At 71.6% G+C, this 21,751-nt stretch carries 21 protein-coding genes; 13 read left to right on the plus strand and 8 right to left on the minus strand.

The features are described 5' to 3' along the window. Nucleotides 1–39 precede the first annotated feature (39 nt). The 4 genes from T8T21_RS16635 to crtI are packed head-to-tail and all read right to left on the minus strand — an operon-like array spanning nucleotide 40 to nucleotide 5,003. Nucleotides 40–1,155, minus strand: coding sequence for a glycosyltransferase (locus T8T21_RS16635; protein WP_322337545.1), 1,116 nt, complete (start codon nucleotides 1,153–1,155; stop codon nucleotides 40–42). Then, on the minus strand, nucleotides 1,155–1,934 hold the full coding sequence (locus T8T21_RS16640; protein ID WP_322337546.1) for a lysophospholipid acyltransferase family protein: 780 nt from the start codon (nucleotides 1,932–1,934) through the stop codon (nucleotides 1,155–1,157). The genes T8T21_RS16635 and T8T21_RS16640 overlap by 1 nt, the downstream gene beginning before the upstream one ends. Then, nucleotides 1,918–3,456, minus strand: a complete 1,539-nt coding sequence (locus tag T8T21_RS16645; protein ID WP_322337547.1) for a phytoene desaturase family protein — start codon at nucleotides 3,454–3,456, stop codon at nucleotides 1,918–1,920. Before T8T21_RS16645 ends, T8T21_RS16640 begins: the two co-directional genes overlap by 17 nt. Continuing rightward, a complete protein-coding gene (gene crtI, locus T8T21_RS16650; RefSeq protein ID WP_322337548.1) occupies nucleotides 3,453–5,003 on the minus strand; it encodes a phytoene desaturase family protein in 1,551 nt (516 codons plus the stop codon). Before crtI ends, T8T21_RS16645 begins: the two co-directional genes overlap by 4 nt. Before the next feature lie 121 nt (nucleotides 5,004–5,124). On the opposite strand from crtI, the gene T8T21_RS16655 reads away from it, so the two are divergent. The 5 genes from T8T21_RS16655 (at nucleotide 5,125) to T8T21_RS16675 (ending at nucleotide 8,967) form a co-directional block, all read left to right on the plus strand. Further along, nucleotides 5,125–6,039: a squalene/phytoene synthase family protein gene (locus T8T21_RS16655; protein ID WP_322337549.1), complete on the plus strand. Its 915-nt coding sequence runs from the start codon at nucleotides 5,125–5,127 to the stop codon at nucleotides 6,037–6,039. Beyond that, a complete protein-coding gene (locus T8T21_RS16660) occupies nucleotides 6,036–6,869 on the plus strand; it encodes a squalene/phytoene synthase family protein (protein WP_322337550.1) in 834 nt (277 codons plus the stop codon). The genes T8T21_RS16655 and T8T21_RS16660 overlap by 4 nt, the downstream gene beginning before the upstream one ends. Then, the gene (locus T8T21_RS16665) at nucleotides 6,866–8,107 is read left to right on the plus strand and encodes a hydroxysqualene dehydroxylase (RefSeq protein WP_322337551.1); all 1,242 of its coding nucleotides are present in this window, start codon (nucleotides 6,866–6,868) and stop codon (nucleotides 8,105–8,107) included. The genes T8T21_RS16660 and T8T21_RS16665 overlap by 4 nt, the downstream gene beginning before the upstream one ends. A 119-nt stretch (nucleotides 8,108–8,226) precedes the next feature. Continuing rightward, nucleotides 8,227–8,436, plus strand: coding sequence for a DUF1127 domain-containing protein (locus tag T8T21_RS16670; protein WP_322337552.1), 210 nt, complete (start codon nucleotides 8,227–8,229; stop codon nucleotides 8,434–8,436). Between the two features lie 324 nt (nucleotides 8,437–8,760). Continuing rightward, nucleotides 8,761–8,967: a cold-shock protein gene (locus tag T8T21_RS16675; protein WP_322337553.1), complete on the plus strand. Its 207-nt coding sequence runs from the start codon at nucleotides 8,761–8,763 to the stop codon at nucleotides 8,965–8,967. Between the two features lie 153 nt (nucleotides 8,968–9,120). Here T8T21_RS16675 and T8T21_RS16680 read toward each other — a convergent pair whose 3' ends face one another. Together T8T21_RS16680 and T8T21_RS16685 are read right to left on the minus strand one after the other, a co-directional pair. Continuing rightward, nucleotides 9,121–10,200, minus strand: coding sequence for a ParB/RepB/Spo0J family partition protein (locus T8T21_RS16680; RefSeq protein WP_322337554.1), 1,080 nt, complete (start codon nucleotides 10,198–10,200; stop codon nucleotides 9,121–9,123). Next, on the minus strand, nucleotides 10,178–11,581 hold the full coding sequence (locus T8T21_RS16685) for an AAA family ATPase (RefSeq protein WP_322337555.1): 1,404 nt from the start codon (nucleotides 11,579–11,581) through the stop codon (nucleotides 10,178–10,180). The genes T8T21_RS16680 and T8T21_RS16685 overlap by 23 nt, the downstream gene beginning before the upstream one ends. A 594-nt stretch (nucleotides 11,582–12,175) precedes the next feature. Between T8T21_RS16685 and T8T21_RS16690 the strand changes: the two genes are divergently transcribed. The 4 genes from T8T21_RS16690 to T8T21_RS16705 all read left to right on the plus strand — a co-directional run bounded on the left by T8T21_RS16690 (nucleotide 12,176) and on the right by T8T21_RS16705 (nucleotide 15,961). After that, complete coding sequence (locus tag T8T21_RS16690) at nucleotides 12,176–13,501, plus strand: replication initiation protein (RefSeq protein ID WP_322337556.1); 1,326 nt, start codon at nucleotides 12,176–12,178, stop codon at nucleotides 13,499–13,501. 66 nt (nucleotides 13,502–13,567) lie between these two features. Next, nucleotides 13,568–14,344: a hydroxypyruvate isomerase family protein gene (locus T8T21_RS16695; protein ID WP_322337557.1), complete on the plus strand. Its 777-nt coding sequence runs from the start codon at nucleotides 13,568–13,570 to the stop codon at nucleotides 14,342–14,344. Then, nucleotides 14,311–15,276 (plus strand): 2-hydroxyacid dehydrogenase, encoded by a 966-nt coding sequence (locus T8T21_RS16700; protein ID WP_322337558.1) that lies wholly within the window; start codon nucleotides 14,311–14,313, stop codon nucleotides 15,274–15,276. The genes T8T21_RS16695 and T8T21_RS16700 overlap by 34 nt, the downstream gene beginning before the upstream one ends. A 103-nt stretch (nucleotides 15,277–15,379) precedes the next feature. Then, nucleotides 15,380–15,961: a hypothetical protein gene (locus T8T21_RS16705; RefSeq protein ID WP_322337559.1), complete on the plus strand. Its 582-nt coding sequence runs from the start codon at nucleotides 15,380–15,382 to the stop codon at nucleotides 15,959–15,961. Nucleotides 15,962–15,999: 38 nt separating this feature from the next. Here the strand turns inward: T8T21_RS16705 and T8T21_RS16710 are convergent, their stop codons facing one another. Further along, a complete protein-coding gene (locus T8T21_RS16710; RefSeq protein ID WP_322337560.1) occupies nucleotides 16,000–16,845 on the minus strand; it encodes a fumarylacetoacetate hydrolase family protein in 846 nt (281 codons plus the stop codon). A 139-nt stretch (nucleotides 16,846–16,984) separates the two neighbouring features. On the opposite strand from T8T21_RS16710, the gene T8T21_RS16715 reads away from it, so the two are divergent. From T8T21_RS16715 to T8T21_RS16730, 4 genes are all read left to right on the plus strand, one after another. Further along, nucleotides 16,985–17,749 (plus strand): SDR family oxidoreductase, encoded by a 765-nt coding sequence (locus tag T8T21_RS16715; RefSeq protein ID WP_322337561.1) that lies wholly within the window; start codon nucleotides 16,985–16,987, stop codon nucleotides 17,747–17,749. A gap of 133 nt (nucleotides 17,750–17,882) precedes the next feature. Further along, nucleotides 17,883–18,896: a TRAP transporter substrate-binding protein gene (locus T8T21_RS16720; protein ID WP_322337562.1), complete on the plus strand. Its 1,014-nt coding sequence runs from the start codon at nucleotides 17,883–17,885 to the stop codon at nucleotides 18,894–18,896. An 8-nt stretch (nucleotides 18,897–18,904) separates the two neighbouring features. After that, nucleotides 18,905–19,420, plus strand: a complete 516-nt coding sequence (locus T8T21_RS16725) for a TRAP transporter small permease (RefSeq protein ID WP_322337563.1) — start codon at nucleotides 18,905–18,907, stop codon at nucleotides 19,418–19,420. Beyond that, nucleotides 19,417–20,736 carry a TRAP transporter large permease gene (locus tag T8T21_RS16730; RefSeq protein WP_322337564.1) on the plus strand — a complete coding sequence of 440 codons (1,320 nt, stop codon included), beginning with the start codon at nucleotides 19,417–19,419 and terminating at the stop codon, nucleotides 20,734–20,736. Before T8T21_RS16725 ends, T8T21_RS16730 begins: the two co-directional genes overlap by 4 nt. A gap of 7 nt (nucleotides 20,737–20,743) precedes the next feature. Here T8T21_RS16730 and pcaQ read toward each other — a convergent pair whose 3' ends face one another. After that, the gene (gene pcaQ / locus T8T21_RS16735; protein WP_322337565.1) at nucleotides 20,744–21,661 is read right to left on the minus strand and encodes a pca operon transcription factor PcaQ; all 918 of its coding nucleotides are present in this window, start codon (nucleotides 21,659–21,661) and stop codon (nucleotides 20,744–20,746) included. Between the last annotated feature and the right edge of the window lie 90 nt (nucleotides 21,662–21,751).

Raw genomic sequence — 21,751 nt, forward strand, 5'->3', positions numbered from 1 at the left:
GAGACGCGCTCAGGCAGAGCAGTCACGCAGACACCCCCTTCAGGCCGGATAGTCGCGCCCCCGCCACGAGGCCCGCCCGCCGCGCCGGGCGCGGGCCAGCGCCGCGAACTGGATCGCCAGCACCACCAGCACGCCCAGCGGATGCGCCGCCACCGACAGCCAGGACTGCCGCAGCCGCACCGCCATCGCCACCCGCGCGCCCAGCACCAGCGCGCAGGCCAGCGCCGAAAACGCCGCCGCCCAACCCGCCCCGGCGACCAGCGCCGCCGCCAGGGTCAGGAACGGCAGCACGTGCCCGCCGAACAGCAGCAGCGTCCAGATGGGGAGCGCGCGCGGCGTCGCCATCCCCTCGGTCGCGTTCTTGGAAAACCCGTCCCAGATCTGGCGCGGCGTGGCGTACATCCGGCAGGCGGCGATCCCGGTCGCGTCGCACAGATCGCTGCGCCCGCCCGCCGCCCGCACCCGGCGCGGCAGCTCCAGCCCGTCATGCATCTTGCCCGCAAAGGCCGCGTGCCCGCCCGCCGCCCGGTAGGCCGCGCCCCGCACCATCAGAAGCTGGCCGCAACCCGCGCCGAAGGCCGGATCGGGCCGGGCGCGGGCCATCGGCAGCGGCAGGTAACCCAAGAGCGTGGTGAAGATCTGCGGGATCACGATCCGCTCCGCCCATGTCGGCGTCAGCTGCCGGGGAAAGCCGCTCAGCAGGTCGAGCCGCTGCCGCCCCATCTCGCTCGCCAGCCGCGCCGCCGCGTCCGGCGCCAGCCGCACGTCCGCATCGACGAAGAGCAAGAGCGGATGCCGCGCCGCCCGGCCGAGCTGGGCGCAGGCATGCGTCTTGCCGATCCAGCCCACTGGCAGCGGCGCGCCGCGGATCAGCCGCAGCCGCGCATCGCGCCCGGCCCGTTCGGCGACGATGGCGTCGGTCCCGTCCGTCGACCCGTCATCGAGCACCACCACCTCGACATCGACGCCGCGCTGCCCCAACGCCGCGTCGAGCGCGGCCCGGATGTTGCCCGCCTCGTCGCGCGCCGGGATCAGGATCGACACCGGCTCGGCGGCCTCGCCCTCCGGCGCGCGCAGCACCGTGAGGTTCACCGCCACCATCACCGCGAAGAGCGCGGCCAGCGCGAGGCCAAGGATCGACAGCGCCAGCAGCATCACCCCTCCTCGTGGTCGGGCACGAAGCGCCGTCCGGCAAGTGCCGCCCGCCCGCGCTGCCACAGCCCATAGACCCCGCCGGTGCCGCGCGCGCCGCCGATCACCGTGCGGAACGCCGCCGGATCGCGCGCCATCGCCAAGGCCGCCAGCGCGTCGCAGCTCGCGGTCAGCGCCGCCTCCAGCCGCGCCCCGACCTCCGCCGCCGCCTCGCCCTCGCGCGCCGCCACCGGCGTGCCGAAACGCAGCATCGCCTCGGGCCGCTTCTCGGACCAGAACGGGTATTCGAGCGCCAGCGGCAGCGCCACCAGACCGGGCTGCCGCGCCAGCAGATGCGCCGCACCGGGGCGCAGCCCGAGGGGCCGCTCGCGCGGATCGGCGAACCGGCCCTGCGCGGTGATCCAGAGCACCCGGTCGGGCCGCGCCATTAGCCGCCCCGCCACCCGCAGGAACCCGGCCGCGCCGCGCGCGCCCTCCTCGACCCCGAACAGGCCGATCCGCCCCATGAATGGGTATTTGTCGAGCATCGCCGCCTCGATCGGGCCGAACCCCGTCCGCCCCGGAAACAGCGTGTCGTGCAGCGCGATCATCACCGCCGGGTCCCACCATGAGGGGTGGTTGGTGACCACCATCACCGGCCGCGCCACGTCGAGCGGCGGCAGCCCGGGCCGGGCGATCCGCACCGCCCGGAACTGCCGCGCGAGCTGGCGCCGCATCACCCCCGCGAAGAACCGCGCCATCCGCGCGGAGCGCGCGGCCTCGGGATCACTCGGCCGCGACATCGGCCCTCTCGCGCGCCACGTCGCCTGCGCCCCGCGCATCGGCGTCGAGCGTGTCGGCGGCGATCCAGCCCGACATCAGCGCCATCGGCATGCCCGGCCCCGGATGCGCCGAACCGCCCGCAAGATAGAGCCCCTCGACCTGCCGCGACCGGTTGCCCGGCTTGAAGGCGCCCATCACCTTGCCGTGGCTGGCAAGGCCGTAGATCGCGCCGTTCAACACCTTGTAGCGCTCGTGGATGTCCTGCGGGGTGAGCGCGCGCTCGACCTGGATGCGCGACCGGATGTCCTCCATCCCCGCCGCGCGGCCCAGCTTGTCGAGGATCACCTCCCGGTAATGCGGCAGCATCCGGCTCCAGTCGTGATGCGAGCGCAGATAGGGCGTGTGGACGAGCACGTAGAGCGCCTCGCCGCCCTCCGGCGCCACGCCCGCCTCGGTGCGCGCGGGTGCGGCGATGTATGCGGTCGGGTCCGGCGCCGGCTCGCCGTGATCGTAGATCGCGCCGAACTCCTCCTTTGGGTCGCGCGAGAAGACGAAGTTATGATGCGCCAGATGCTCATAGGCCCGGTCGATCCCGAGATAGAGCACCACCCCCGAACAGGCCGCCTCGCGCTTGCGGGTCCGGGCAAAGGCGCGGCCCTCGGCGCCGCCGACCAGCTCGGCATAGGTGCGCACGCTGTCCATGTTCGACACCACCCGGTCGCAGGCCACGCGCTCGCCGGTATCGGTGATAACGGCCCGCGCCCGGCCCGCCTCGACCTCGATCCGCTCGACCCCGGTGCCGGTGCGGACCTCGACGCCGAGGCTCTCGGCCAGCCGCGCCAGCGCCAGCGGCACGGCCCGCGTCCCGCCCATCGGGTACCAGACCCCCTCGCCCTGCTGCATCTGCGCGATGCCGCAAAGCACCGCCGGAGAGGCCAGCGGCGAGGAGCCGACATACTGGATGAAATGCTCCAGCATCTGCGCCACGCGGCCATCCTTCACGTCGCGCTTGATCTGCCCGGCCACGGTGCGATGCATCCTGAGCGCCATCACGTCCTTCAGGGTGGCGAGGCTCATATTGGCCTTGAGATCCATGGTGTCGCGCAGATCCTCGACCGACTTCCAGAAGAAGAACCGGTCGGAGACATCCGACAGCCGCGACGCCACCGCCATGAACCGCTCGAAGCCTGCGCGGTCCTCGGGCGACAGCCTGCCGATCTCCTCGGCCGCGCGCTTCGGGTCGTCGCGCAGGTCGAGCACGGTGCCGTCGTCGTAGAAGCAGCGCCATTGCGGATCGAGCCGGCGCAGATCCAGCTCGCGGTGCAGCTCGCGCCCGGCCTCGGCAAAGATCCTCTCAAGCACCCGCGGCATGGTCAGGATGGTCGGCCCCATGTCGAAGCGGTAGCCGCCCTGCTCCAGCAGCGCCGCCTTGCCGCCGAGCCAGTCGTTCTTCTCGAACAGCACGACGTCATGGCCGCGCGCCGCCAGCGTGCAGGCCGCCGCCAGCCCGCCGAGGCCGCCCCCGATGATCCCCGTCTTCATTCCGCAGCCTCCATCGGCAATGTCGTTGATATGTCGCCCGCCCCCGGCAGGCCCAGATCCTCGCCGCAAAGCTTGGCCGCGATCCGCGCGCTCTCAAAGATCGTCGGCAGGCCCGAGCCGGGATGCGTGCCGCCCCCGGTGAGATAAACCCCGTCGATATCCTCGAACCGGTTGCGGGGCCGGTAATGCAGCATCTGGCCGAGATTATGCGCGAGGTTGAAGGTCGCGCCATTGTAGACGGCGAGCTTGGAGCGCCAGTCCTCCGGCGTGAACATCAGCTCGGTGCGGATCAGCGGCCGGATGTCGTGCCCCGCCAGCTTCGAGACCCGGTCGAGGATCTTCTCGCGGTAGGCCGGCGCCAGCGCCGCCCAGTCCTCGCCCCCGGTCAAATTGCCGACCGGCGCCAGCACGTAGAGCGCCGAATGCCCCGCGGGCGCCAGCGTCGGATCGGTGCGGCTGGCGTTCTGCACGTAGATCGTCGGCTCGACGGGTGCCTTTCCCGCGTCGATCTCGGCGACGTTGCGCTGGTAGTCGCCCGAAAAGGCGATGGTGTGATGCTGCATGTCAGGCAGCGTCCCTTCGATGCCGAGATAGAGCATGAAGGTGGAGCAGGAATAGCTCTTGGACTTGATGCGCTTGTCGCTCCAGCGCCTGCGCGCCGCATCCGGCACCAGCGTCGTCATCGCATGGGCGAAATCGGCGTTCATCACCACCGCGTCGGCGTCGTGATCGCCCCTAGCGGTCACCGCGCCCACCGCGCGCCGCCCTTCGAGCTTGAGCCGCTCGACCGGCTCCGACAGCCGGATATCGACCCCCATCCGCCGCGCCACCCGCGCCATGGCGGCGGTGATCGCGTTGCAGCCGCCCTTGGGGTGCCAGACCCCGAAGCCGTATTCGACATGGGCGATGATGGTGAAGAGCGAGGGGCACTTGAACGGCGACATGCCCAGGTATTTCGACTGGAAGGAGAAGGCCACGCGCACATCGGGGTTGCGAAACCAGCGATGCAGCTCGCCATCCACCGTCGACCAGGGCCGGAACTTGGGCAGCGCGCGGAGCATGTCCGGCTGGGCGAGATCGCGCAGGCTGGCGAAGGGCCGCTGCAGGATCGGGCGGAACGCCTCGAACTTGGCGCGGTTGGCCTCCAGATAGCCCGCCACGTTGCGCGCGTCGCGGGCGTCGATCTTGGCCACCTGCGCGGTCAGCCGCTCGACATCGGCGGTGGCGTCGATCATCCGCCCGTCGTCGAATTGCAGCCGGTACATCGGGTCGAGCTTCACCAGCTCGACCTCGGCGTCGAAATCATAGCCGCAGGCCGCAAAGATCTCGCGCGGGATCTCGGGATAGAGAAAGAAGGTCGGCCCGATGTCGAAGGTGAAGCCGTCGCGGCGGATCGCGCCGGTGCGCCCGCCGGGCTGGTCTTCCTTCTCGAGGATCGTCACCTCGGCCCCGGCCGCCCGCAGCAGCATCGCCGTGGCCAGACCGCCGGGGCCCGCGCCGATCACCAGCACCCTGCGCGGCGCGGGTCGCGCCTGCATCACGTTCATCGCGGAACCGCCGCGCCGGCCGCGATCGTCTTGCGGTTTCCGCTCTCTACCATCAGTGTCACCTTTCGATCCCCGCTTTCGCGCGGGCGCAGGACCAATTAGGGCGCGGATGGGCGGCGACATGGAAAAAATCGACACCGCCCCCTCTTCCGGCGCGACGTCGCAGCCGGTGCGCCCGACCCGGCCCGCGCGCCCGCGGCCGCCCGCGCGCCCGCGCGGCCCTGAGCACGAGAACTTCCCCGTCGCCTCGCGGCTGATCGCCGCACCGCTGCGCGCGCCGGTCCGCGCCTTCTACGCGGTGGTGCGCGCCGCCGACGAGGCGGCCGACGCGCCCGGCCTCGACCCGGCGCAGCGCCGCGCCCGTCTCGACGCGATCGAGGCCGGGCTGCGCGGCGAGGCCGAGGGCGATCCGCGCGCGCTGACGCTGCGCGCCAGCCTCGCCGCCATCGGCCATCCCGGGCTGGAGCGCCACGCCGCCGACATGCTGCGCGCCTTCCGCGCCGACCTGACGCTGGAGCATTGCGACAGCTGGGAGGCGCTGCGCGACTATTGCCGCGCCTCGGCCGAGCCGGTCGGCCGCTTCCTCCTCGACCTGCATGACGAGGCCGAGGCCGACCGCGCCAGCGCCGACGCGCTGTGCACCGCGCTGCAGCTGCTCAACCACCTGCAGGACCTGCGCGAGGACAAGCGCGAGCTGAACCGGATCTACCTGCCCGCCGACTGGATGCGCGGCGCCGGCGCCACGCCGCGCGATCTAGCCGCCGATCAGGCCTCGCGACCACTGCGCCGCGCCATTGACCGCGCGCTCGAAACCTCCGAGGCGCTGCTCGCCCAGGCCGCCCAGCTGCCCCCCACGCTGCGCTCGCGCCGGCTGCGGGCCGAGACGGTGGTGATCCTGTCGCTGGCCCGCGCCCTGCACAGGCGGCTGCGCGACGAGGACCCGCTCGCCACCCGCGTCGCCCCGTCCCGCGCCGACCGCGCCCGCGCCATAGGCCGCGGTCTGGCCGCGCTCATGCTGCCCGCGCCGCGGCGATGACCGAGGCCCGGCGCGAGGTCGCGCGCATCGTCGCCGCGTCGAACAGCAGCTTCGGCGCCGCGATGCGGCTGCTGCCCGGCCGCCGCCGCCGGGCGATCCTCGCCGTCTATGCCTATTGCCGGCTGCTCGACGACATGGTCGACGGCCCCGCGCCGCTCGCCGAGAAGCGCGCCTTCCTCGACGGCTGGGCCGACGAGCTGGGCCGGATCGAGGCCCGCATCCCGCAGACCCCGGTCGGCCGCGAGCTGCGCCACGCCATCGACGCCCACGCCCTGCCGATCGAGGAGCTGGCGCTGGTGCTCGAAGGCATGCGCATGGATCTCGACGGCGTCGTCGCCCCCTCGCCCGAGCGGCTCGACGCCTATGTCCGCCGGGTCGCGGGTGCGGTCGGCATCCTGTCGATGCATGTCTTCGGCGCCTGGCGCGGCGCCCCCTCGCGGCGCTTCGCGCTGGCCCTGGCCGAGGCGCTGCAGCTCACCAACATCGCTCGCGACATCGAGGAGGATGCCGGTTTCGGCCGCCTCTATCTGCCCGCGCCGCTCCTGGCCGAATGCGGCCTGCCCGCCGATCCCGCCCGGCTGCCCGACGCCGCCGGGCTGGCGCGGGCGCGGCTGCAGCTCGCCGCGCGGGCCCGCGCCGGCTTCGACGCCGCCCGGGCCGAGATCCCGGCCCATCCCCGGCTGCGGCTCGCGCCCGCGCTGATGATGATGGGCGCCTATGCCGCGCTGCTGCGCCGGATCGAGGCCGCGCCAGACCGCCCGCCGCCGCGCCAGACCCGCTGGGACAAGCTCGCGGCCGGGCTGCGCTGCCTCGCCACCGGCCAGGCGTGAGGCGGGTCCATGTCATCGGCGCGGGGCTCGCCGGCCTCGCCGCCGCGCTGCGGCTCAGCGAGGCCGGCATCGAGACCCATCTGCACGAGGCCACCGCCCGCGCCGGCGGCCGCGCCTGGAGCTTCCACGACGCCGCCACCAACCGGCTGGTCGACAATGGCAACCACCTGATCCTTTCGGGCAATGCCGGGGCGCTTGCGCATTGCGGCCGGATCGGCAGCCGCCACATGCTCGAGATCGCGCCGCGCGCCGCGCTGCCCTTTCTCGACCTCGCCAGCGGCGCGCGCTGGCGTTTCGCGCTGCCCGACGGCCTCTCGGGTCTCTGGCGCGACCTGCGGCTGCCCCCCGGCGCCGCCCTGACGCTCGGCCCCGACCTCGCCCGGCTGATGCGCGCGGGGCCCGGCGTCACCGTGGCGCAGGCGATCCCCGGCCGCGGCGCCGCCTGGACCCGGCTGTGGGAGCCGCTGACCCTGGCCATCCTCAACGCCCCGCCCGAGCACGCTGCCGCGCAGCCGCTGGCCGCGACGCTGCGCCAGAGCGCGCTGCGCGGCGGCCGCGCCTGCCATCCCGTCACCCTGCCCCGCGGCCTCGGCCCGACGCTGGTCGACCCGGCGCTGGCGCTGCTGGCGCGGCGCGGCGTGACGCTGAACGCGCGCCGCCCGCTCACCGGGCTGGAGAGCGGCGCCCGTCTCACCGCGCTGCGCTTCGGCGAGGAGCTGGTGACGCTTGGCCCCGACGACGCCGCCATCCTCGCCCTGCCGCAGGAGGCGGCGGCCCCGCTGCTCGGGCTCGCGCCCCGTCCCGGCGCGCCGATCCTCAACGCGCATTTCCGCGTCGACCCGGCGCTGGCCGCGACGCTGCCGCCGATCCTCGGGCTGGTCTCCGGCCTGTCGCACTGGCTGTTCACCCGCGACGACGTGGTCTCGGTCACGATCTCGGCCGCCGATGCCTGCCTCGCGGCGCAGGGCCTCGGGGACGCCGACCGCGCCGCGCTGACGGCAAGGATCTGGGCCGATGTCGCCCGCGCGCTCGGCACGGACGCGCCGCCGCTCGCCGCCCGGCTGGTCCGTGCCCGCGCCGCCACCGCCGACCCCTCGCCGGCGGCGCGCGCCGCCCGGCCCGACCCGCGCCCGCTGCCCAACCTGATGCTGGCGGGTGGCTGGCTCGATCCGGTGCTGCCCGACACGATCGAGGCGGCGCTGCTCTCGGGCCGCGCGGCGGGTGCCGCCTTCGCCTGACGTACCGGGAGTTGCATCAGGCGCAACCCGGCCATGGCGAAGCGTCTGTTGTCCCGCGCGGGCCACGGGCGCATATCCTGTGACAGAACAAGGCATTCAAGCAGATGAGAGGCCATCCCATGGCACAGACCGCCACTTCCTCGCTGACCAGCATCCTCGTCGCCCCCTTCGCCGCGATCGGTCGCGGTCTGGTGGCGCTCGCCGAGGCCGGGCCGCGCATGCAGCAGGTGCGTCGCCTCAACGAGATGAGCGACGAGGACCTCGCCGCGCTCGGCACCACCCGCGCCGAGATGGTGCGCCGGATCTTCGGCGGCTCGGTCTACCTCTGAGCCGCGCGGCACCCGCCATCGGGCGGGGCGCGACCACCGGGTTCGACCCGGTCGATACGGGGGCCTTCATGGCCCCCTTTCTCGTGGCGCGGGCCCCCCTGCCCCGCCCTTCGCCCGTCGGGGCCCGCACGGCGGTCCATCCTGCCTTTCGGGACAATCGGGCGGCCAAGGCTTGCAATCTGTGGCGACTGCGCCATATGTGACGGGCTGACGTTTTCTTTGTCGACCCTACTGTCTCCGCTCATCCGGCTCAGTTGATCGATCCAGACTGCAATGCCGTGCTGCCGCAATCTCGCGGGCAGCGGACAGACAGGAGACACGGATATGGCCACTGGCACCGTGAAATGGTTCAACACCACCAAAGGCTTCGGCTTCATCGCGCCCGATAACGGCGGCAAGGACGTCTTCGTCCACATCTCCGCCGTCGAGCGCTCGGGCCTGAACGGCCTGGCCGACGACCAGAAGGTGTCGTTCGACATCGAGTCCGGCCGTGACGGCCGCGAATCGGCGGTGAACCTGTCGCTCGCCTGAGCGCCTGACACCTCTGATACGAAAAACGGGGCCCTTGGGCCCCGTTTTTTTGTGGCATTGCGGAACGTGGCGGGCGCTTCGCTTCGCCAAACCACATTTTATCGTTATCGATCAATGCCTTAGGGCGACACCCTGAGGCATCGCCCGAGCTGTTCAGCCGCGCGCTTCCTCGGCGATCACGGCCATCAGCCGCTCCGCCAGCGCCCGCCGGGCGCCATGCTCGCCCGGCCCTTCCAGCGCCAGAACGATCCGCGTCCCCTCCTCGCGCAGCCGCGCCCGCGTGCCATCCGGCAGCACCGTCTCGGCCAGCGTCTCGGGTGCCTTGCGCTTGGGCCGCCCGCCGCGCGGGCTCGGCTTCGGCGCGGCTTCGAGCGGCGCCAGCGCCGCCTCCAGCAAGGCCCATTCCTCCGCCGCATCCGCAGGGTCGCCATGCTCCAGCGCGTCGCGGAGTTTCGCCGCGAAACCGGCCTTGAGTGCCCCCGCCAGCCGCAGCCCCGCCGCCTCGCTCAGCGCCCGGCCATGGGTCAGCAGATCGCTCAACTCGAAATGCACCAGCGCGAAGCTGCGGATCTTCGACCGCTTGGCCTTGGACGCCGCGGCGAAGATCGCGTCGACCGCCGCCTCCATGCTCTCGAAGGCACCGCTATGGGCGGCGACGGCAGCGATCCGGCCGCGCTCATAGGGGGTGAGCTGGGCGCGGATCTCGTTCTCTTCGACCATCGCGGCATAGGCGTCACCCGCCTCCCCGCGCGGCCGGATCACCGCCTTGGCCGTGGCCCGCGTGCCGTCCTCGGCGGCGATCAGCGCCAGCGCCCGCAGGCGGCGCCAGCCGGAGACGAGGCCGTAGCGCCCCTCGCCCAGCTCCACCACCTCGACCGGCAGCCGCTGGCCGCTGGCGCGGATCGAGGCCATCAGCTCTTCCATCGCCTCGGCGTCGGTTTCGATCCGGTCGCGGGTCAGGTGGTCGAGCGCGATCGCCTCGATCGGCAGGGTGACGATCACCCGCCCCTCGGCCCGGGCATCGCGCCACGAGGCGGCATCCGCAGCGGTACGCGCCGCCGCCGCGCGGTCGGCGGCGGGACGGGCGTCGCGATCGGCGGCAGCCTCGGCCGCGACCTGGGCGATCGGGGCCGCGAAGCCCCCCGGTCCGCCCGTCGGTTTCGCGGCGAAACCCGCCTCGATCTCCGCCAGTGCCTTGGGGTCCGGTGCCTCAAGCGTCCTGCGTCTGGCCATGGCTCTGCTCCTCCTCCTCGATCATGTCGCGATACCAGCTGCCCAGCAGCAGCTCCTTGAACTCGGCATAGGTCCGGTCGAACGCCTCGCGGCCGCGCAGATAGGTCTCGCGGTTGAAGTCGCGGTGATCGGCCTCGTAGATGCCGTTGATCTGTTCCCCGGCCTGTCCGACCAGCGCGGTGAACTCCTGCCGGTAGGCGGTCATGAAGTCGCCGAAATAGGCCTGGATCACGTTCGCCAGGTCGGTCTGCTGCGCGGCGTCGTAGCGGGTGATGATGGCCCGCACCACGTCCCACTCGAACCGCATCTCCGGCAGGCCCGCCCGCCGCCGCTGTGCGTTCTCGCCTTCCTCGATCGAGGCGAAGGTCGAGTAGAGCATGTCGAAGAACCGGCCCGTGGAGTCGAACTCGAGGAAGGAGGCCCCGAGCGGCACCAAGAGAATGTCGGCGGCGGACAGCGAATTGATCGTAAGGTACCCAAGTGCAGGAGGCGTATCGAGGAAGACGATGTCGTAATCGTCGAGCAGACCCTCCTCGTTGAGCGCGTTGTTGAGCGCGTCCCACAGCGACCAGCTCTTGAGGTTCATCCGCCAGACCGGGATCTGGAACTCCGACCAGTAGAGGTTCAGCTGCGCGCCGATCAGGTCGATGTTCGGCCAATGCGTCGACTGGATCAGGTTTCGCGGCGAAACCTCCAACGCCTCGGTCAGCGTCTCGTCGAGGGGCAGGGGGGGCTGACCCTCGGCCTCGCGCACGGCGTTCTCCTGGGTCACGGCGCGGGCGTAGTCGCGAGCCAGCAGCGGGAAGACGGTCTGCCATTCATCGGCGACCTTGCCGCCCAGCAGCGAGGTCATCGAGGCCTGGCTGTCGAGGTCGATGACCAGCACCTTGTAGCCGTCGAGCGCGGCGGCCATGGCGAGATGGACGCAGGTCGTGGTCTTGCCGGAGCCGCCCTTGAAGTTGGCGACCGCGGCGATCTTGGCCGGCAGCCCCTCGGGCCGCCAGGGGCGGTATTCCTTGTTGGCGGCGCCTTCCTCGGCGAAGTGGTCGCGCAGGCGCAGCACCTCGTTGAGGCTGAACCACTTGGCGCCGGCCTCGCCTTCGCCCTGGGGCAGGTCGGGGTTGGCCTTGAGCACCCGGCGCAGATGCGCGGCGGCGACCGGGATCAGGTAGCGGGTGATCTCCCAGATCGAGAACTTGCGCAGCCGCTTGGTGCCGTCGGGGGCGTAGCCGCGCCGGGCCATGTCGTCGCGGCCGCGGGCGCAGAAGGTGGCGGCCTTGGCGAATCGCGTGGTATCCACGCGGGGGCCGAGACGGGCCGCTGCTCGGGCCGGGTCGATGTTGTGGAAGGGCGGGGGGGTCGCGTCCGCGCGCTTGGTCATGCGAATCCTGTCCTCATGTGCGCCGTTCGTGGCGCTATCGACGGAACTGTCGCACATCGTCGCGCGCGGTGGAATATGCCGCCGAGATCGGTTGGCGCAGCGTGGCAAATCGGGTTTCGCCGCGAAACCCTGCCCCAAAACCCCAAATAATTCTCGAAAACACAGCCCGCGTGATGTTTGAATCCTTTGGAATCTTTAAGAGTCTTTGGCTGGGAAAAACGACGTTTTTCCATGAGGATACGCGGCATTGGGTACCCGGTTACGGGATCAACGGCACCCGAGTTCGGGGCCAAGGGTACCCGTCTTCGGGATGGTGGGAACCCGGCTGCGGGGGGTGCGAAACCCGCGAAACCATGGGGTCGGATGCATGAAAACCGCGCAGATCGGGGCCGAAACGGGCCTCGATTCGCCGGATCGGACCCCGCTGGCAACCCGTTGCGCGGCGCTTGGGGACCCGCGCACGGTGGCTTCATCGAAAGGTACCCCTTTACGGGATAGGCTGGTCGCGATGCTGAGGTACCCGGATCGCGCTTGCGTGAAGGTGCCGATCGGTGCAGCCTGCGGGCGAGCCGGCAACCGGCGGGGAATCGGACCATGGCGAGCGAAAAGCAGGCAAAGGGCGGAGGCCGCATCGACATCGATGCGCTGCCGGGCGCGCTGCGTCGGGGCACCGTCAAGAAGAACGTCGCCGCGATCCATATCGGCGGCAAGCTGACCCTGTTGCAGCGCAAGCTGTCGAACGTGCTGCTGCTCAATGCCTATGACACGCTGCTCAGCCAGCAGGTCCACCGGATCGATGCGCGGACCCTGTGCCTGATGATCGGCTACAACTCGAACGACATCGACTCCCTGCGCGACGCGCTGCGCGGCCTCGCCGAGACGGTGGCCGAGTGGGACATGCTCGACGAGAAGGGGCGGCAGGAATGGGGGGTCTCGGCGCTGCTGGCGCATGCGCGGCTGCGCGACGGGGTCTGCGACTACGCCTATTCACCGGCGCTGGCCGAGAAGCTGCACGACCCGCGGGTCTTCGCGCTGATCAATCTCGACATCCAGCGGCGCTTCACTTCCGGGCACGGGCTGGCGCTCTACGAGAACTGCTACCGCTTCGTGCGCACCGGCTCGACCGGCTGGTGGCCGCTCGAGGTGTTCCGGCGGCTGATGGGCGTCGATGACAGCGACTACTACCGCAGCTTCAAGCATCTCAACGCCAAGGTCATCAAGCCGAGCGTCGAGGAGGTGAACCGCTCCTCGAACATCCTGATCGAGCCCGAGTTCAAGCGGATGGGCCGCTCGGTCACCGAGCTGCGCTTCCTGATCCGCGAGAACCCGCAGCTCGCCATGCTCGACATCGATGACGGCCACGCGACGCGCAGCCAGCCGGTCTATGAGCGGCTCAGGGCGCAGGGCGTGTCGGACCGGCTGGCGCGGCAGTGGATCGCCGAGCACGGCGCCGAGGCGGTGGCCGAGAAGCTCGACTGGGTGGCGACCAAGGAGAACGTGCGCAGCCCGGTCGGCTATCTGCGCGCGGCGCTCGACCAGGGCTGGGCCGGGGAGACGGTGCCCGAGGCCACGCCTGCGGCCGCGCCCGCCGCGCCGCCGAGCGAGGCCGCCCGCCGGGCGGTGTCGACGCGGGCGGCCAAGGTCGCCGAGGAGGAGGCCGAGATCGACGCCCGCGCGGCGCGGCGCGCCGCCCGGGTGGCGCGCTTCGAGGCGGTGGCCGAGGCGGCGCGCAAGCGCAACCCGACCCAGCGCGACGCCGACCGGCGGCTGATGGCGGCGCGGCTCGAGGGCGAGCTGGAGCGCGAGGACTTCCGCCGCCATGGCTGGGAGAGCGCGCTCAATGCGCGGGCGATCTTCGGCTTCTGGGAGGAGATGCAGCCGGGCATCTTCGACGAGCTTCCGCCGCTGCCGCCGGAATGAGCGATGTTGACGGGGCAGGGGGGTGTAGACTGTGCTGAATGAGGGCCAAGACGGGATGCGCGTCTGATGTTCTCCGCCAATCTGGGCATGCTGTTCACCGACCGCGACCTGCCGGGCGCGATCCGCGCCGCGCGCAACCACGGCTTCGGCGCGGTGGAGTGCCACTGGCCCTACGGCGTGGCGGCGGAGGCGGTGTGCGCCGCGCTCGACGAGACCGGGATGGAGATGGTGTCGATCAACACCGTGCCGGGCGAGCGGGCGGGCGGGGATTTCGGCCTCGCGGCGCTGCCGGGCCGGGAGCTGGAGGCGCGGGCGGCGATCCGGCAGGCGGTGGATTACGCCGCCCGGATCGGCGCGCGCCACGTCCATGTCATGGCCGGGCGCAGCACCGATCACGAGGCCGCCGAGGCGGTGTTCCGCGAGAACCTGCGCTATGGCTGCGACCTCGCCGGGCCGCAGGGCGTCGGGCTGCTGATCGAGCCGATCAACCGGCGCGACGTGGCGGGCTATCACCTCGCCCATATCGAGCAGGCGGCGGCGACGGTGGCGGCGGTCGGCTCGGACTGCCTGCGGATCATGTTCGACTGCTACCATCTGCAGATCATGCAGGGCGACCTGATCCGCCGCTTCGAGGCGCATCGCGAGATGGTGGGCCATGTGCAGATCGCGGGCGTGCCCGACCGGCACGAGCCAGATGGCGGCGAGGTGCATTACGCCAACCTCGTGAAGGCGCTGCGGCGGCTCGGCTGGGACGGGCCGATCGGCGCGGAATACCGGCCGCGCTCGGGCCGGACCGAGGACGGTCTGGGATGGCTCGCGGCGTTCCAGGGGGAGCGGGCGTGAGCGCGATCCTCGGGCTGGGCCGTTACCCGGAGGCGGAGCGCGCGGCGCTGGAGGCGCTCGGCGCGCGGATGGTCGCGGATCTCGACGCGCTGCGCGGGCTCGACGCGGCGGCGCGGGCCGGGGTGCGGGCGCTGGCCTTTCGCGGCCACGCGCCATTCGGCGCGGCGGAGATGGCGCTGCTGCCGCGGCTCGGGCTGATCGCCAATTACGGCGTGGGCTATGACGCGATCGACATCGCGGCGGCGGACGCGGCCGGGATCCGGGTCAGCAACACGCCAGACGTGCTCACCGACGACGTGGCCGATCTGGCGGTCGGGATGCTGCTGATGCAGCAGCGGCGGATGCTGGCCGGCGACGCGCATGTCCGCACCGGTCGCTGGGCGGCGGGGCAGGGCTTCGGGCTGTCGCGCAAGCTGTCGGGGCGGCGGGTCGGCATTCTCGGGCTGGGCCGGATCGGTCGGGCGGTGGCCGAGCGGCTGGCGGCGTTCAACTGCGAGATCCACTACTTCTCGCGCAGCGAGAAGCCGACGCCGGGCTGGCGCTACCACGCCGATGCGGTGGAGCTGGCGGCGGCGGTCGACCATCTCGTGGTGACGCTGGTCGGCGGGCCCGCGACCGAGGGCGCGGTCTCGGCCCGGGTGATCGCGGCGCTGGGGTCCGAGGGGGTGCTGATCAACGTCTCGCGCGGGGCGGTGGTCGACGAGGACGCGCTGCTCGACGCGCTGGAGGCGGGACGGCTGGGGGGTGCCGGGCTCGACGTGTTCTGGGACGAGCCGCGGGTGAACCCGCGTTTCGCGGCGTTGGAGCAGGTGGTGCTGCAGCCGCATCAGGGCTCGGCCACGCGGGAGACGCGGGCGGCGATGGCCCGGCTGCAGCGCGACAACATCGAAGCCTTTCTCGAGGGGCGCCCGCTGCCGACGACGGTGAACTGAGCCCGCCCGGGGAGCGACGAAATCAGCGCAGGACGGGGCGATTTGCGCTATAATGCGCGGCGCCGGCCCCGTGCCGGGGCGCGGCCTTCCGTGGAGGTTTGCGATGTTCAGGACATGTGCTGCAGGCGCGGCGTTGGGGCTTTTGGCGACCCCGCTCGCTGCCGAAACCTACGATCTCGAGGCGCTGCGCGCGGCGACCGAGAAATACCGCGATGTCGAGGTGGCCCTGGCCGATGGCTACATCCCCGACCCGTCGGGTCATTGCGTCTCGGCGGCGGCCGAGGGGCTGCCCGCCGAGCTCGGCGCGATGGGGATCCACTACCTGCATCCGGCGCTGCTGGGACTGGCGGAGCCGGGCGACCGGGTCGACGGGACCGGGACCCACACCGATTTCACGAAGCCCGCGATCCTGCTCTACGAGCCGCAGGCGGATGGCTCGGTCGAGCTGGTCGGAGTGGAGAACCTGGTGTTCGCGAAGGCCTGGGCCGAGGCCGGGCATAACGGGCCGCCCGAGATCAACGGGCGGCTGTGGGACGCGATGGCTGACGACCCGGCCACCGATGCCGACGAGGCGCATGGTTTCACCGATCACTTCGATCAGCATGTCTGGCTGTTCCGGGAGAACCCGGCCGGTCCGCTCGAGCCGATGAACCCGAACGTGACCTGCGACCACGCCGGTCACTGACACGCGGCGCGGCCCCGTCGATGGCGGGGCCGCCCGGATCAGCCGGCGGCGACGACTTCCTGCCGCTGCCGGCCCAGCCCCTCGACCTCCAGCTCCATCACGTCGCCCGGGCGCAGGAAGCGCTGCGGCGACATGCCGAGCCCCACGCCCGAGGGGGTGCCGGTGGCGATCACGTCGCCGGGCACCAGCTTCATGAAGCGCGACATGTAGGCGACGATCTCGGCCACCGAGAAGATCATGTCGGCGGTGCTCTCGTCCTGCATCCGCGTGCCGTTGAGGTCGAGCGTCAGCCGCAGCGCCTGCGGGTCGGGCACCTCGTCGGCGGTCACCAGCCACGGGCCCAGCGGGCCGAAGCCGGGGGCGGACTTGCCCTTGATCCACTGGCCGCCGCGCTCGGCCTGGAAGGCGCGCTCGGAGACGTCGTTGATCACGCAGTAGCCCGCCACGTGGTCGAGCGCCTCCGCCTCGGAGACGTAGAGCGTCTCGCGGCCGATCACCACGCCGAGCTCCACCTCCCAGTCGCATTTCTCCGAGTCGCGCGGGATCACCACCGGGTCGTTCGGACCCGACAGCGCCGAGCTGGCCTTGGAGAACAGGATCGGCTCCTTGGGGGGCTTGGCGCCGGTCTCGGCGGCGTGCTTGCTGTAGTTCAGCCCGACGCAGAAGAAGTTCGGCACCCGCGCGAGGCAGGGGCCGATCCGGCCAGGCTTCTCGACCATAGGGAGGCCTTCGGGATCGAGGCCGCGCAGCCGGTCGAGCGTGGCCGGCTCGAGCGCCGCGCCGGCGAGGTCGGGCAGATGCGCCGACAGGTCGCGGACCCGGCCCGCGGCGTCGAGCATCCCGGTCTTTTCCTGCCCCGCGGGGCCGTGGCGCAGCAGCTTCATCGCTCTCTCCCTCAAGCCGTGGCCGTCGCGGCGGCCCTCGCGCACCGGTATAACAAGCCCCGCCGGGCTGTCGAGCGCCGCCACTTGCACCCCGCCCGGGCCTCGCCGATGCTGCGGCAACCGGCGAGGAGGGCAGGGCATGACGGACGGCAATGGCGGGGCGGGCGAGCAGCGGACGATCCTGATCACCGGCGCGGGCAGCGGCATCGGACGCGCCACGGCGCGGCGGTTTCTCGAGGCGGGCTGGCGGGTCGCGCTCACCGGGCGGCGGGAGGCGCCGCTCAAGGAGACCGCGCGCGGCCATGACGCGGCGCTGGTGCTGCCCTGCGACGTCGCCGACCCGGCCTCGGTCGACGCGCTCTACGAGGGGATCGAGACCGAGTGGGGCCGGCTCGACGCGCTGTTCAACAATGCCGGCGTCGGCGCCTTTGGCCGGCCGATCGACGAGATCCCGGTCGAGGATTGGCTGCGGGTCTGTGACACCAACATCACCGGCATGTTCCTGGTCGCGCGCGGCGCCTTCGGGATGATGCGCCGCCAGCAGCCGCGCGGCGGGCGGATCGTCAACAACGGCTCGATCTCGGCGCATGTGCCGCGGCCGGGCTCCACTCCCTATACCATGTCCAAGCACGCGGTGACCGGGCTGACGCGGTCGCTGTCGCTCGACGGGCGGGCCTATGGCATCGCCTGCGGCCAGATCGACATCGGCAACGCGCTCACCGAGATGGCCGCGCCGATGGCCCAGGGCGTGCCGCAGGCCGACGGCCGGATCATGGCCGAGGCGGTGATGGACGTGGCCCATGTCGCCGACGCGGTGCTGCACATGGCCTCGCTGCCTCTGGAGGCGAATGTGCAGTTCATGACGGTGATGGCGACCAACATGCCCTTTATCGGGCGCGGCTGACCGGTTGCTTGCCCGGAACGGCAAGCATCTCCGCCAAGAAGTCACTTTTCATTCCAGTTTCCTGTGCCATCCTGCCCGCCAGGAGGGGACCCGTGCCACGGGCGCGGGCCGGATGGATATGGGAGACATCGCGATGACGAGGATTCTGAGCGCCGCGCTGGCCGTGGCGATGATGGGCGGCGCGGCCCAGGCGCAGGAGGTGACGCTCCGGCTGCACCATTTCCTGTCCGCCGAGGCGCCGATGCATGCCGGGCTGTTCGAGGTCTGGAAGGAGCGGGTCGAGAGCCAGTCGGACGGCCGCATCGAGGTCCAGCTCTACCCGTCGATGCAGCTCGGCGGCAAGCCGCCGCAGCTCTTCGACCAGGCCCGCGACGGCATCGTCGACATCGCCTGGACGCTGCTCGGCTACACCCCCGGCCGGTTCCCGATCGCCGAGGTGTTCGAGCTGCCCTTCGTCGCCGGCACCGCGACCGAGACCACCATGGCGCTGCAGGGCTTCCAGGACAAATACCTCGCCGAGGAGCTGGACGACGTGCATCCGCTGCTGCTGCATGCGCCGGCGGCCTACAAGTTCCACATGCGCGGCGGCCCGGTGGAGAGCCTCGACGACCTCGCCGGCAAGAAGATCCGCGCCCCCTCGCGCACCATGACCGAAGGCCTGGGCGCGCTCGGCGCGACGGCGGTGGGCATGCCGGTGCCGGAGGTGGCGCAGGCGCTGACCACCGGGGTGATCGACGGCGCGGTGCTGCCCTGGGAGGTGTTCGGCTCGCTCCGGATCGAGGAGATGGCGAAGGACCACACCGAGATCGGCGTCGAGAATGGCGGTCTGTCGACTTCGGTGATGGCGCTGGTGATGAACAAGCGGGTCTATGAGGGGCTGCCCGAGGATCTGCGGCAGGTGATCGACGACAATTCCGGCGCCAATCTCGCGCCGCTGGCGGGCGAGGTGCTCGACGCGGCCGAGGCCGAGGAGCGCGAGAAGGCGCTGGCGGCGGGCGGCACTGCGGTCGTCATCCCCGAGGAAGATCTGGAGGCGTGGAAGGCAGCGACGCAGCCGGTGATCGACGACTGGGTCGCGAACACCGAGAACGGCGCCGAGATCCTCGCCGCGGCGCGCGCCGCGATCGACGCGCAGCGCGGCGAATAGGGCGCGCCATGTCGCAGACCGAGACCATCGAGGGGGGGCGCGCCGCGCTCCCTTGCTGGCTGATGTCGCTGGTGCGGCTGTTCGCCGGGATCGGCGGGGTGGCGCTGCTGGCGATCATGCTGGTGACGGTGACGAGCGTGACCCTGCGCGGGCTGATCGGCCGGCCGATCCCCGGCGATTACGAGCTGGTCGAGATCGGCTCGGCGATCGCGATCTTCTGCTTTCTGCCCTGGTGCCAGGCGACCGGGGGCAACGTGGTGGTCGATTTCTTCACCCAGAAGGCGGGGCCGCGACTGACCCATGCGCTCGATGCGATGGGCGACCTCGTCTATCTCGCCATCGCCGCGCTGCTGCTGTGGCGGCTGTCGCTGGGGGGCGTCGAGATGCATGAATACAACGAGCAGACCATGGTGCTGCGGCTGCCGGTCTGGTGGAGCTTCTTCGTCGTGCTGCCGGCGATGGCGCTGTTGGTGGCGACCTGTGCCGCGACGCTGGCCGGGCATCTGCGCGGGGTGCGGTCGTGACCGGGATCGCCGCCGGGATGGCGGGCTTCGCGGCGCTTCTGGCGCTGATGGCGGTGCGGGTGCCGATCGGGGTGGCGATGCTGGCGGTCGGGATCGCGGGCTACGGGCTGCACACCGGGACGGTGCCGCTCCTGGCCTTTCTCAAGACCTCGACCTTCCACCAGTTCTCCACCTATTCGCTGTCGGTGATCCCGCTCTTCGTGCTGATGGGCGAGTTCGCGACCCGCGCCGGGATGAGCCGGGCGCTGTTTCGCACCGCGGCGGCGTTTCTCGGCCACCGCAAGGGCGGGCTGGCGATGGCCTCGATCGGCGGCTGCGCCGCCTTCGGCGCGATCTGCGGCAGCTCGCTGGCGACGGCGGCGACCATGGCGCAGGTGGCGCTGCCGGAGATGCGGCGGCACAATTACTCCGGCGCGCTCTCGACCGGCTCGCTGGCGGCGGGCGGCACGCTGGGCATTCTCATTCCGCCCTCGGTGATCCTCGTGCTCTACGCGCTGATGGCCGAGCAGAGCATCGCCAAGATGTTTGTCGCGGCGATGGTGCCGGGGCTGATGGCGGCGGTGGGCTACATGATCGCGGTCGCGGTCTTCGTGCGCCGCAACCCCGAGGACGGCCCGGCCGGGCCGCGCATGGGCTGGGGCGAGAAGCTCTCGGCGCTGCGCGAGACATGGACGATCATCGCGATCTTCGCGCTGGTGGTGATCGGCATGTATCGCGGCTGGTTCACGCCGACCGAGGCGGCGGCGATCGGCGCCTTCGGCACCGGTCTGCTGGCGATCGCGCATGGGGGGATGCGGCTCGAGGGGCTGATGGCCTGCCTGCGCGGCACCGCCGGGACCACGGCGATGATCTTCCTGATCCTGCTCGGCGCCGAGACCTTCAACGCCTTTCTGATGCAGACCCGCACGCCGCTCCTGATCGCGCAGGCGATCGGCGAGGCCGGGCTGTCGCCGATGCTGGTGCTGATGGCGATCCTCGCGCTCTATCTGGTGCTGGGCTGCGTGATGGATTCGATGTCGATGCTGCTGCTGACGATCCCGATCTTCTACCCGATCGTCGCCGGGCTCGACTTCGGCATGTCGCAGGAGGAGACGCTGATCTGGTTCGGCATCATCGCCGTGGTGGTGGTCGAGGTCGGGCTGATCACGCCGCCCGTCGGCATGAACGTCTTCGTCATCAACGGCATGGCGCGGGACGTGCCGATGATCGAGAGCTTTCGCGGCGTGCTGCCCTTCCTGGTCTCGGACGTGATCCGGATCGGCGCGCTGATCGGCTTCCCGGCGATCACGCTGGGGCTGGTGCGGCTGCTGGGCTAGCGGCCGCTCAGGCCAGCTCCAGCGCCGTCGCCGCGTCGGTGAGCGATTGCCGGAAGAGCCGCTGCGCGGGCAGCGGCTCTTCCTCGGCGCGCATCATGATGCCGACCGGCCCGGCGGTGGCCGCCATGTCGATCGGCAGCGCCACCAGCCGCCCGGCGGCGATGTCGCGCTCCACCACGCCGTGGCTGATGAACCAGACCGCCCGCGCCTCGCCGAGCGCCATGTTGCGGCCGAAGGCGCCGGAGACGCTCTCGATCCGGGTTTGCGGCACGCCCGCCCCGGCGGCGATCAGCGCGCGGTCGACCAGCGGCCGGATCGCCGAACGCTCGGACGGGTAGACCACCGGCCAGCCGGTGATCAGCGCCGGATCGTCGGTTCCGGCCAGCGGGTGATCGGGCGCGACCACCACGGCGACATGTTCGGAATAGAGCTGGGTAAAGCTCAGCCCGCGCATCGTCTCGGCCGCGCCGAGCCGTCCGACCACCATGTCGAGCGCGCCCTCGCGCAGCCGGTCGGTGAGAAAGCCGTGCGGCCCGTCCTCCATGTGCAAGAGCGCGCCCGGCGCGCGGTCGGCATGGATCCGTACCGCCTCGGGCAGCAGCCGGGCCGCGACCGATGGCAGCGCGCCGACCGCCAGCCGCGCCGCGGTGCCGGCGCCGATCCCCTCGATGCTGTCGAGCCCCTGCTGCAGCGCCGCGATGCTCATCTGCGCGAATTGCAGGAACACCGCCCCCTCAGGGGTCAGCGTCACCCCGCCGCGATCGCGCAGGAGCAGCGTCGCGCCGAGCTGGGTCTCCAGCTCGCGCAGGGTCTTGGAGATCGCGGGCTGGGTCAGGTGCAGCCGCTCCGCCGCCGCCTTGAGGCTGCGCCGGCGGGTGATCTCGACGAAGACCTCGACCTGCCGGAATTTCAGTCGGCGATCCATTTGCTTTCCATTCTTCGCAATGAAATGGGCGGAAACGTCATTTTACTTGTGATAATCGCGCGGCTAGCCTCTGCGCAAGAGAGGGAGGAC

It is taken from the genome of Limimaricola variabilis (genome assembly GCF_034371605.1).
GTDB classification, from domain to species: Bacteria; Pseudomonadota; Alphaproteobacteria; order Rhodobacterales; family Rhodobacteraceae; genus Limimaricola; species Limimaricola variabilis.

Excerpts from the sequence above, each read along its gene's own strand:
- T8T21_RS16680 (WP_322337554.1), bottom strand. The coding sequence starts at position 10,200 with ATGGCCAGACGCAGGACGCTTGAGGCACCGGACCCCAAGGCACTGGCG.
- T8T21_RS16705 (WP_322337559.1), top strand. The coding sequence starts at position 15,380 with ATGTTCAGGACATGTGCTGCAGGCGCGGCGTTGGGGCTTTTGGCGACC.
- T8T21_RS16725 (WP_322337563.1), top strand. The coding sequence starts at position 18,905 with ATGTCGCAGACCGAGACCATCGAGGGGGGGCGCGCCGCGCTCCCTTGC.
- T8T21_RS16685 (WP_322337555.1), bottom strand. The coding sequence starts at position 11,581 with ATGACCAAGCGCGCGGACGCGACCCCCCCGCCCTTCCACAACATCGAC.
- T8T21_RS16635 (WP_322337545.1), bottom strand. The coding sequence starts at position 1,155 with ATGCTGCTGGCGCTGTCGATCCTTGGCCTCGCGCTGGCCGCGCTCTTC.
- T8T21_RS16655 (WP_322337549.1), top strand. The coding sequence starts at position 5,125 with ATGGAAAAAATCGACACCGCCCCCTCTTCCGGCGCGACGTCGCAGCCG.
- T8T21_RS16660 (WP_322337550.1), top strand. The coding sequence starts at position 6,036 with ATGACCGAGGCCCGGCGCGAGGTCGCGCGCATCGTCGCCGCGTCGAAC.
- pcaQ (WP_322337565.1), bottom strand. The coding sequence starts at position 21,661 with ATGGATCGCCGACTGAAATTCCGGCAGGTCGAGGTCTTCGTCGAGATC.
- crtI (WP_322337548.1), bottom strand. The coding sequence starts at position 5,003 with ATGAACGTGATGCAGGCGCGACCCGCGCCGCGCAGGGTGCTGGTGATC.
- T8T21_RS16690 (WP_322337556.1), top strand. The coding sequence starts at position 12,176 with ATGGCGAGCGAAAAGCAGGCAAAGGGCGGAGGCCGCATCGACATCGAT.
- T8T21_RS16700 (WP_322337558.1), top strand. The coding sequence starts at position 14,311 with ATGGCTCGCGGCGTTCCAGGGGGAGCGGGCGTGAGCGCGATCCTCGGG.
- T8T21_RS16675 (WP_322337553.1), top strand. The coding sequence starts at position 8,761 with ATGGCCACTGGCACCGTGAAATGGTTCAACACCACCAAAGGCTTCGGC.
- T8T21_RS16710 (WP_322337560.1), bottom strand. The coding sequence starts at position 16,845 with ATGAAGCTGCTGCGCCACGGCCCCGCGGGGCAGGAAAAGACCGGGATG.
- T8T21_RS16720 (WP_322337562.1), top strand. The coding sequence starts at position 17,883 with ATGACGAGGATTCTGAGCGCCGCGCTGGCCGTGGCGATGATGGGCGGC.
- T8T21_RS16645 (WP_322337547.1), bottom strand. The coding sequence starts at position 3,456 with ATGAAGACGGGGATCATCGGGGGCGGCCTCGGCGGGCTGGCGGCGGCC.
- T8T21_RS16670 (WP_322337552.1), top strand. The coding sequence starts at position 8,227 with ATGGCACAGACCGCCACTTCCTCGCTGACCAGCATCCTCGTCGCCCCC.
- T8T21_RS16715 (WP_322337561.1), top strand. The coding sequence starts at position 16,985 with ATGACGGACGGCAATGGCGGGGCGGGCGAGCAGCGGACGATCCTGATC.
- T8T21_RS16695 (WP_322337557.1), top strand. The coding sequence starts at position 13,568 with ATGTTCTCCGCCAATCTGGGCATGCTGTTCACCGACCGCGACCTGCCG.
- T8T21_RS16640 (WP_322337546.1), bottom strand. The coding sequence starts at position 1,934 with ATGTCGCGGCCGAGTGATCCCGAGGCCGCGCGCTCCGCGCGGATGGCG.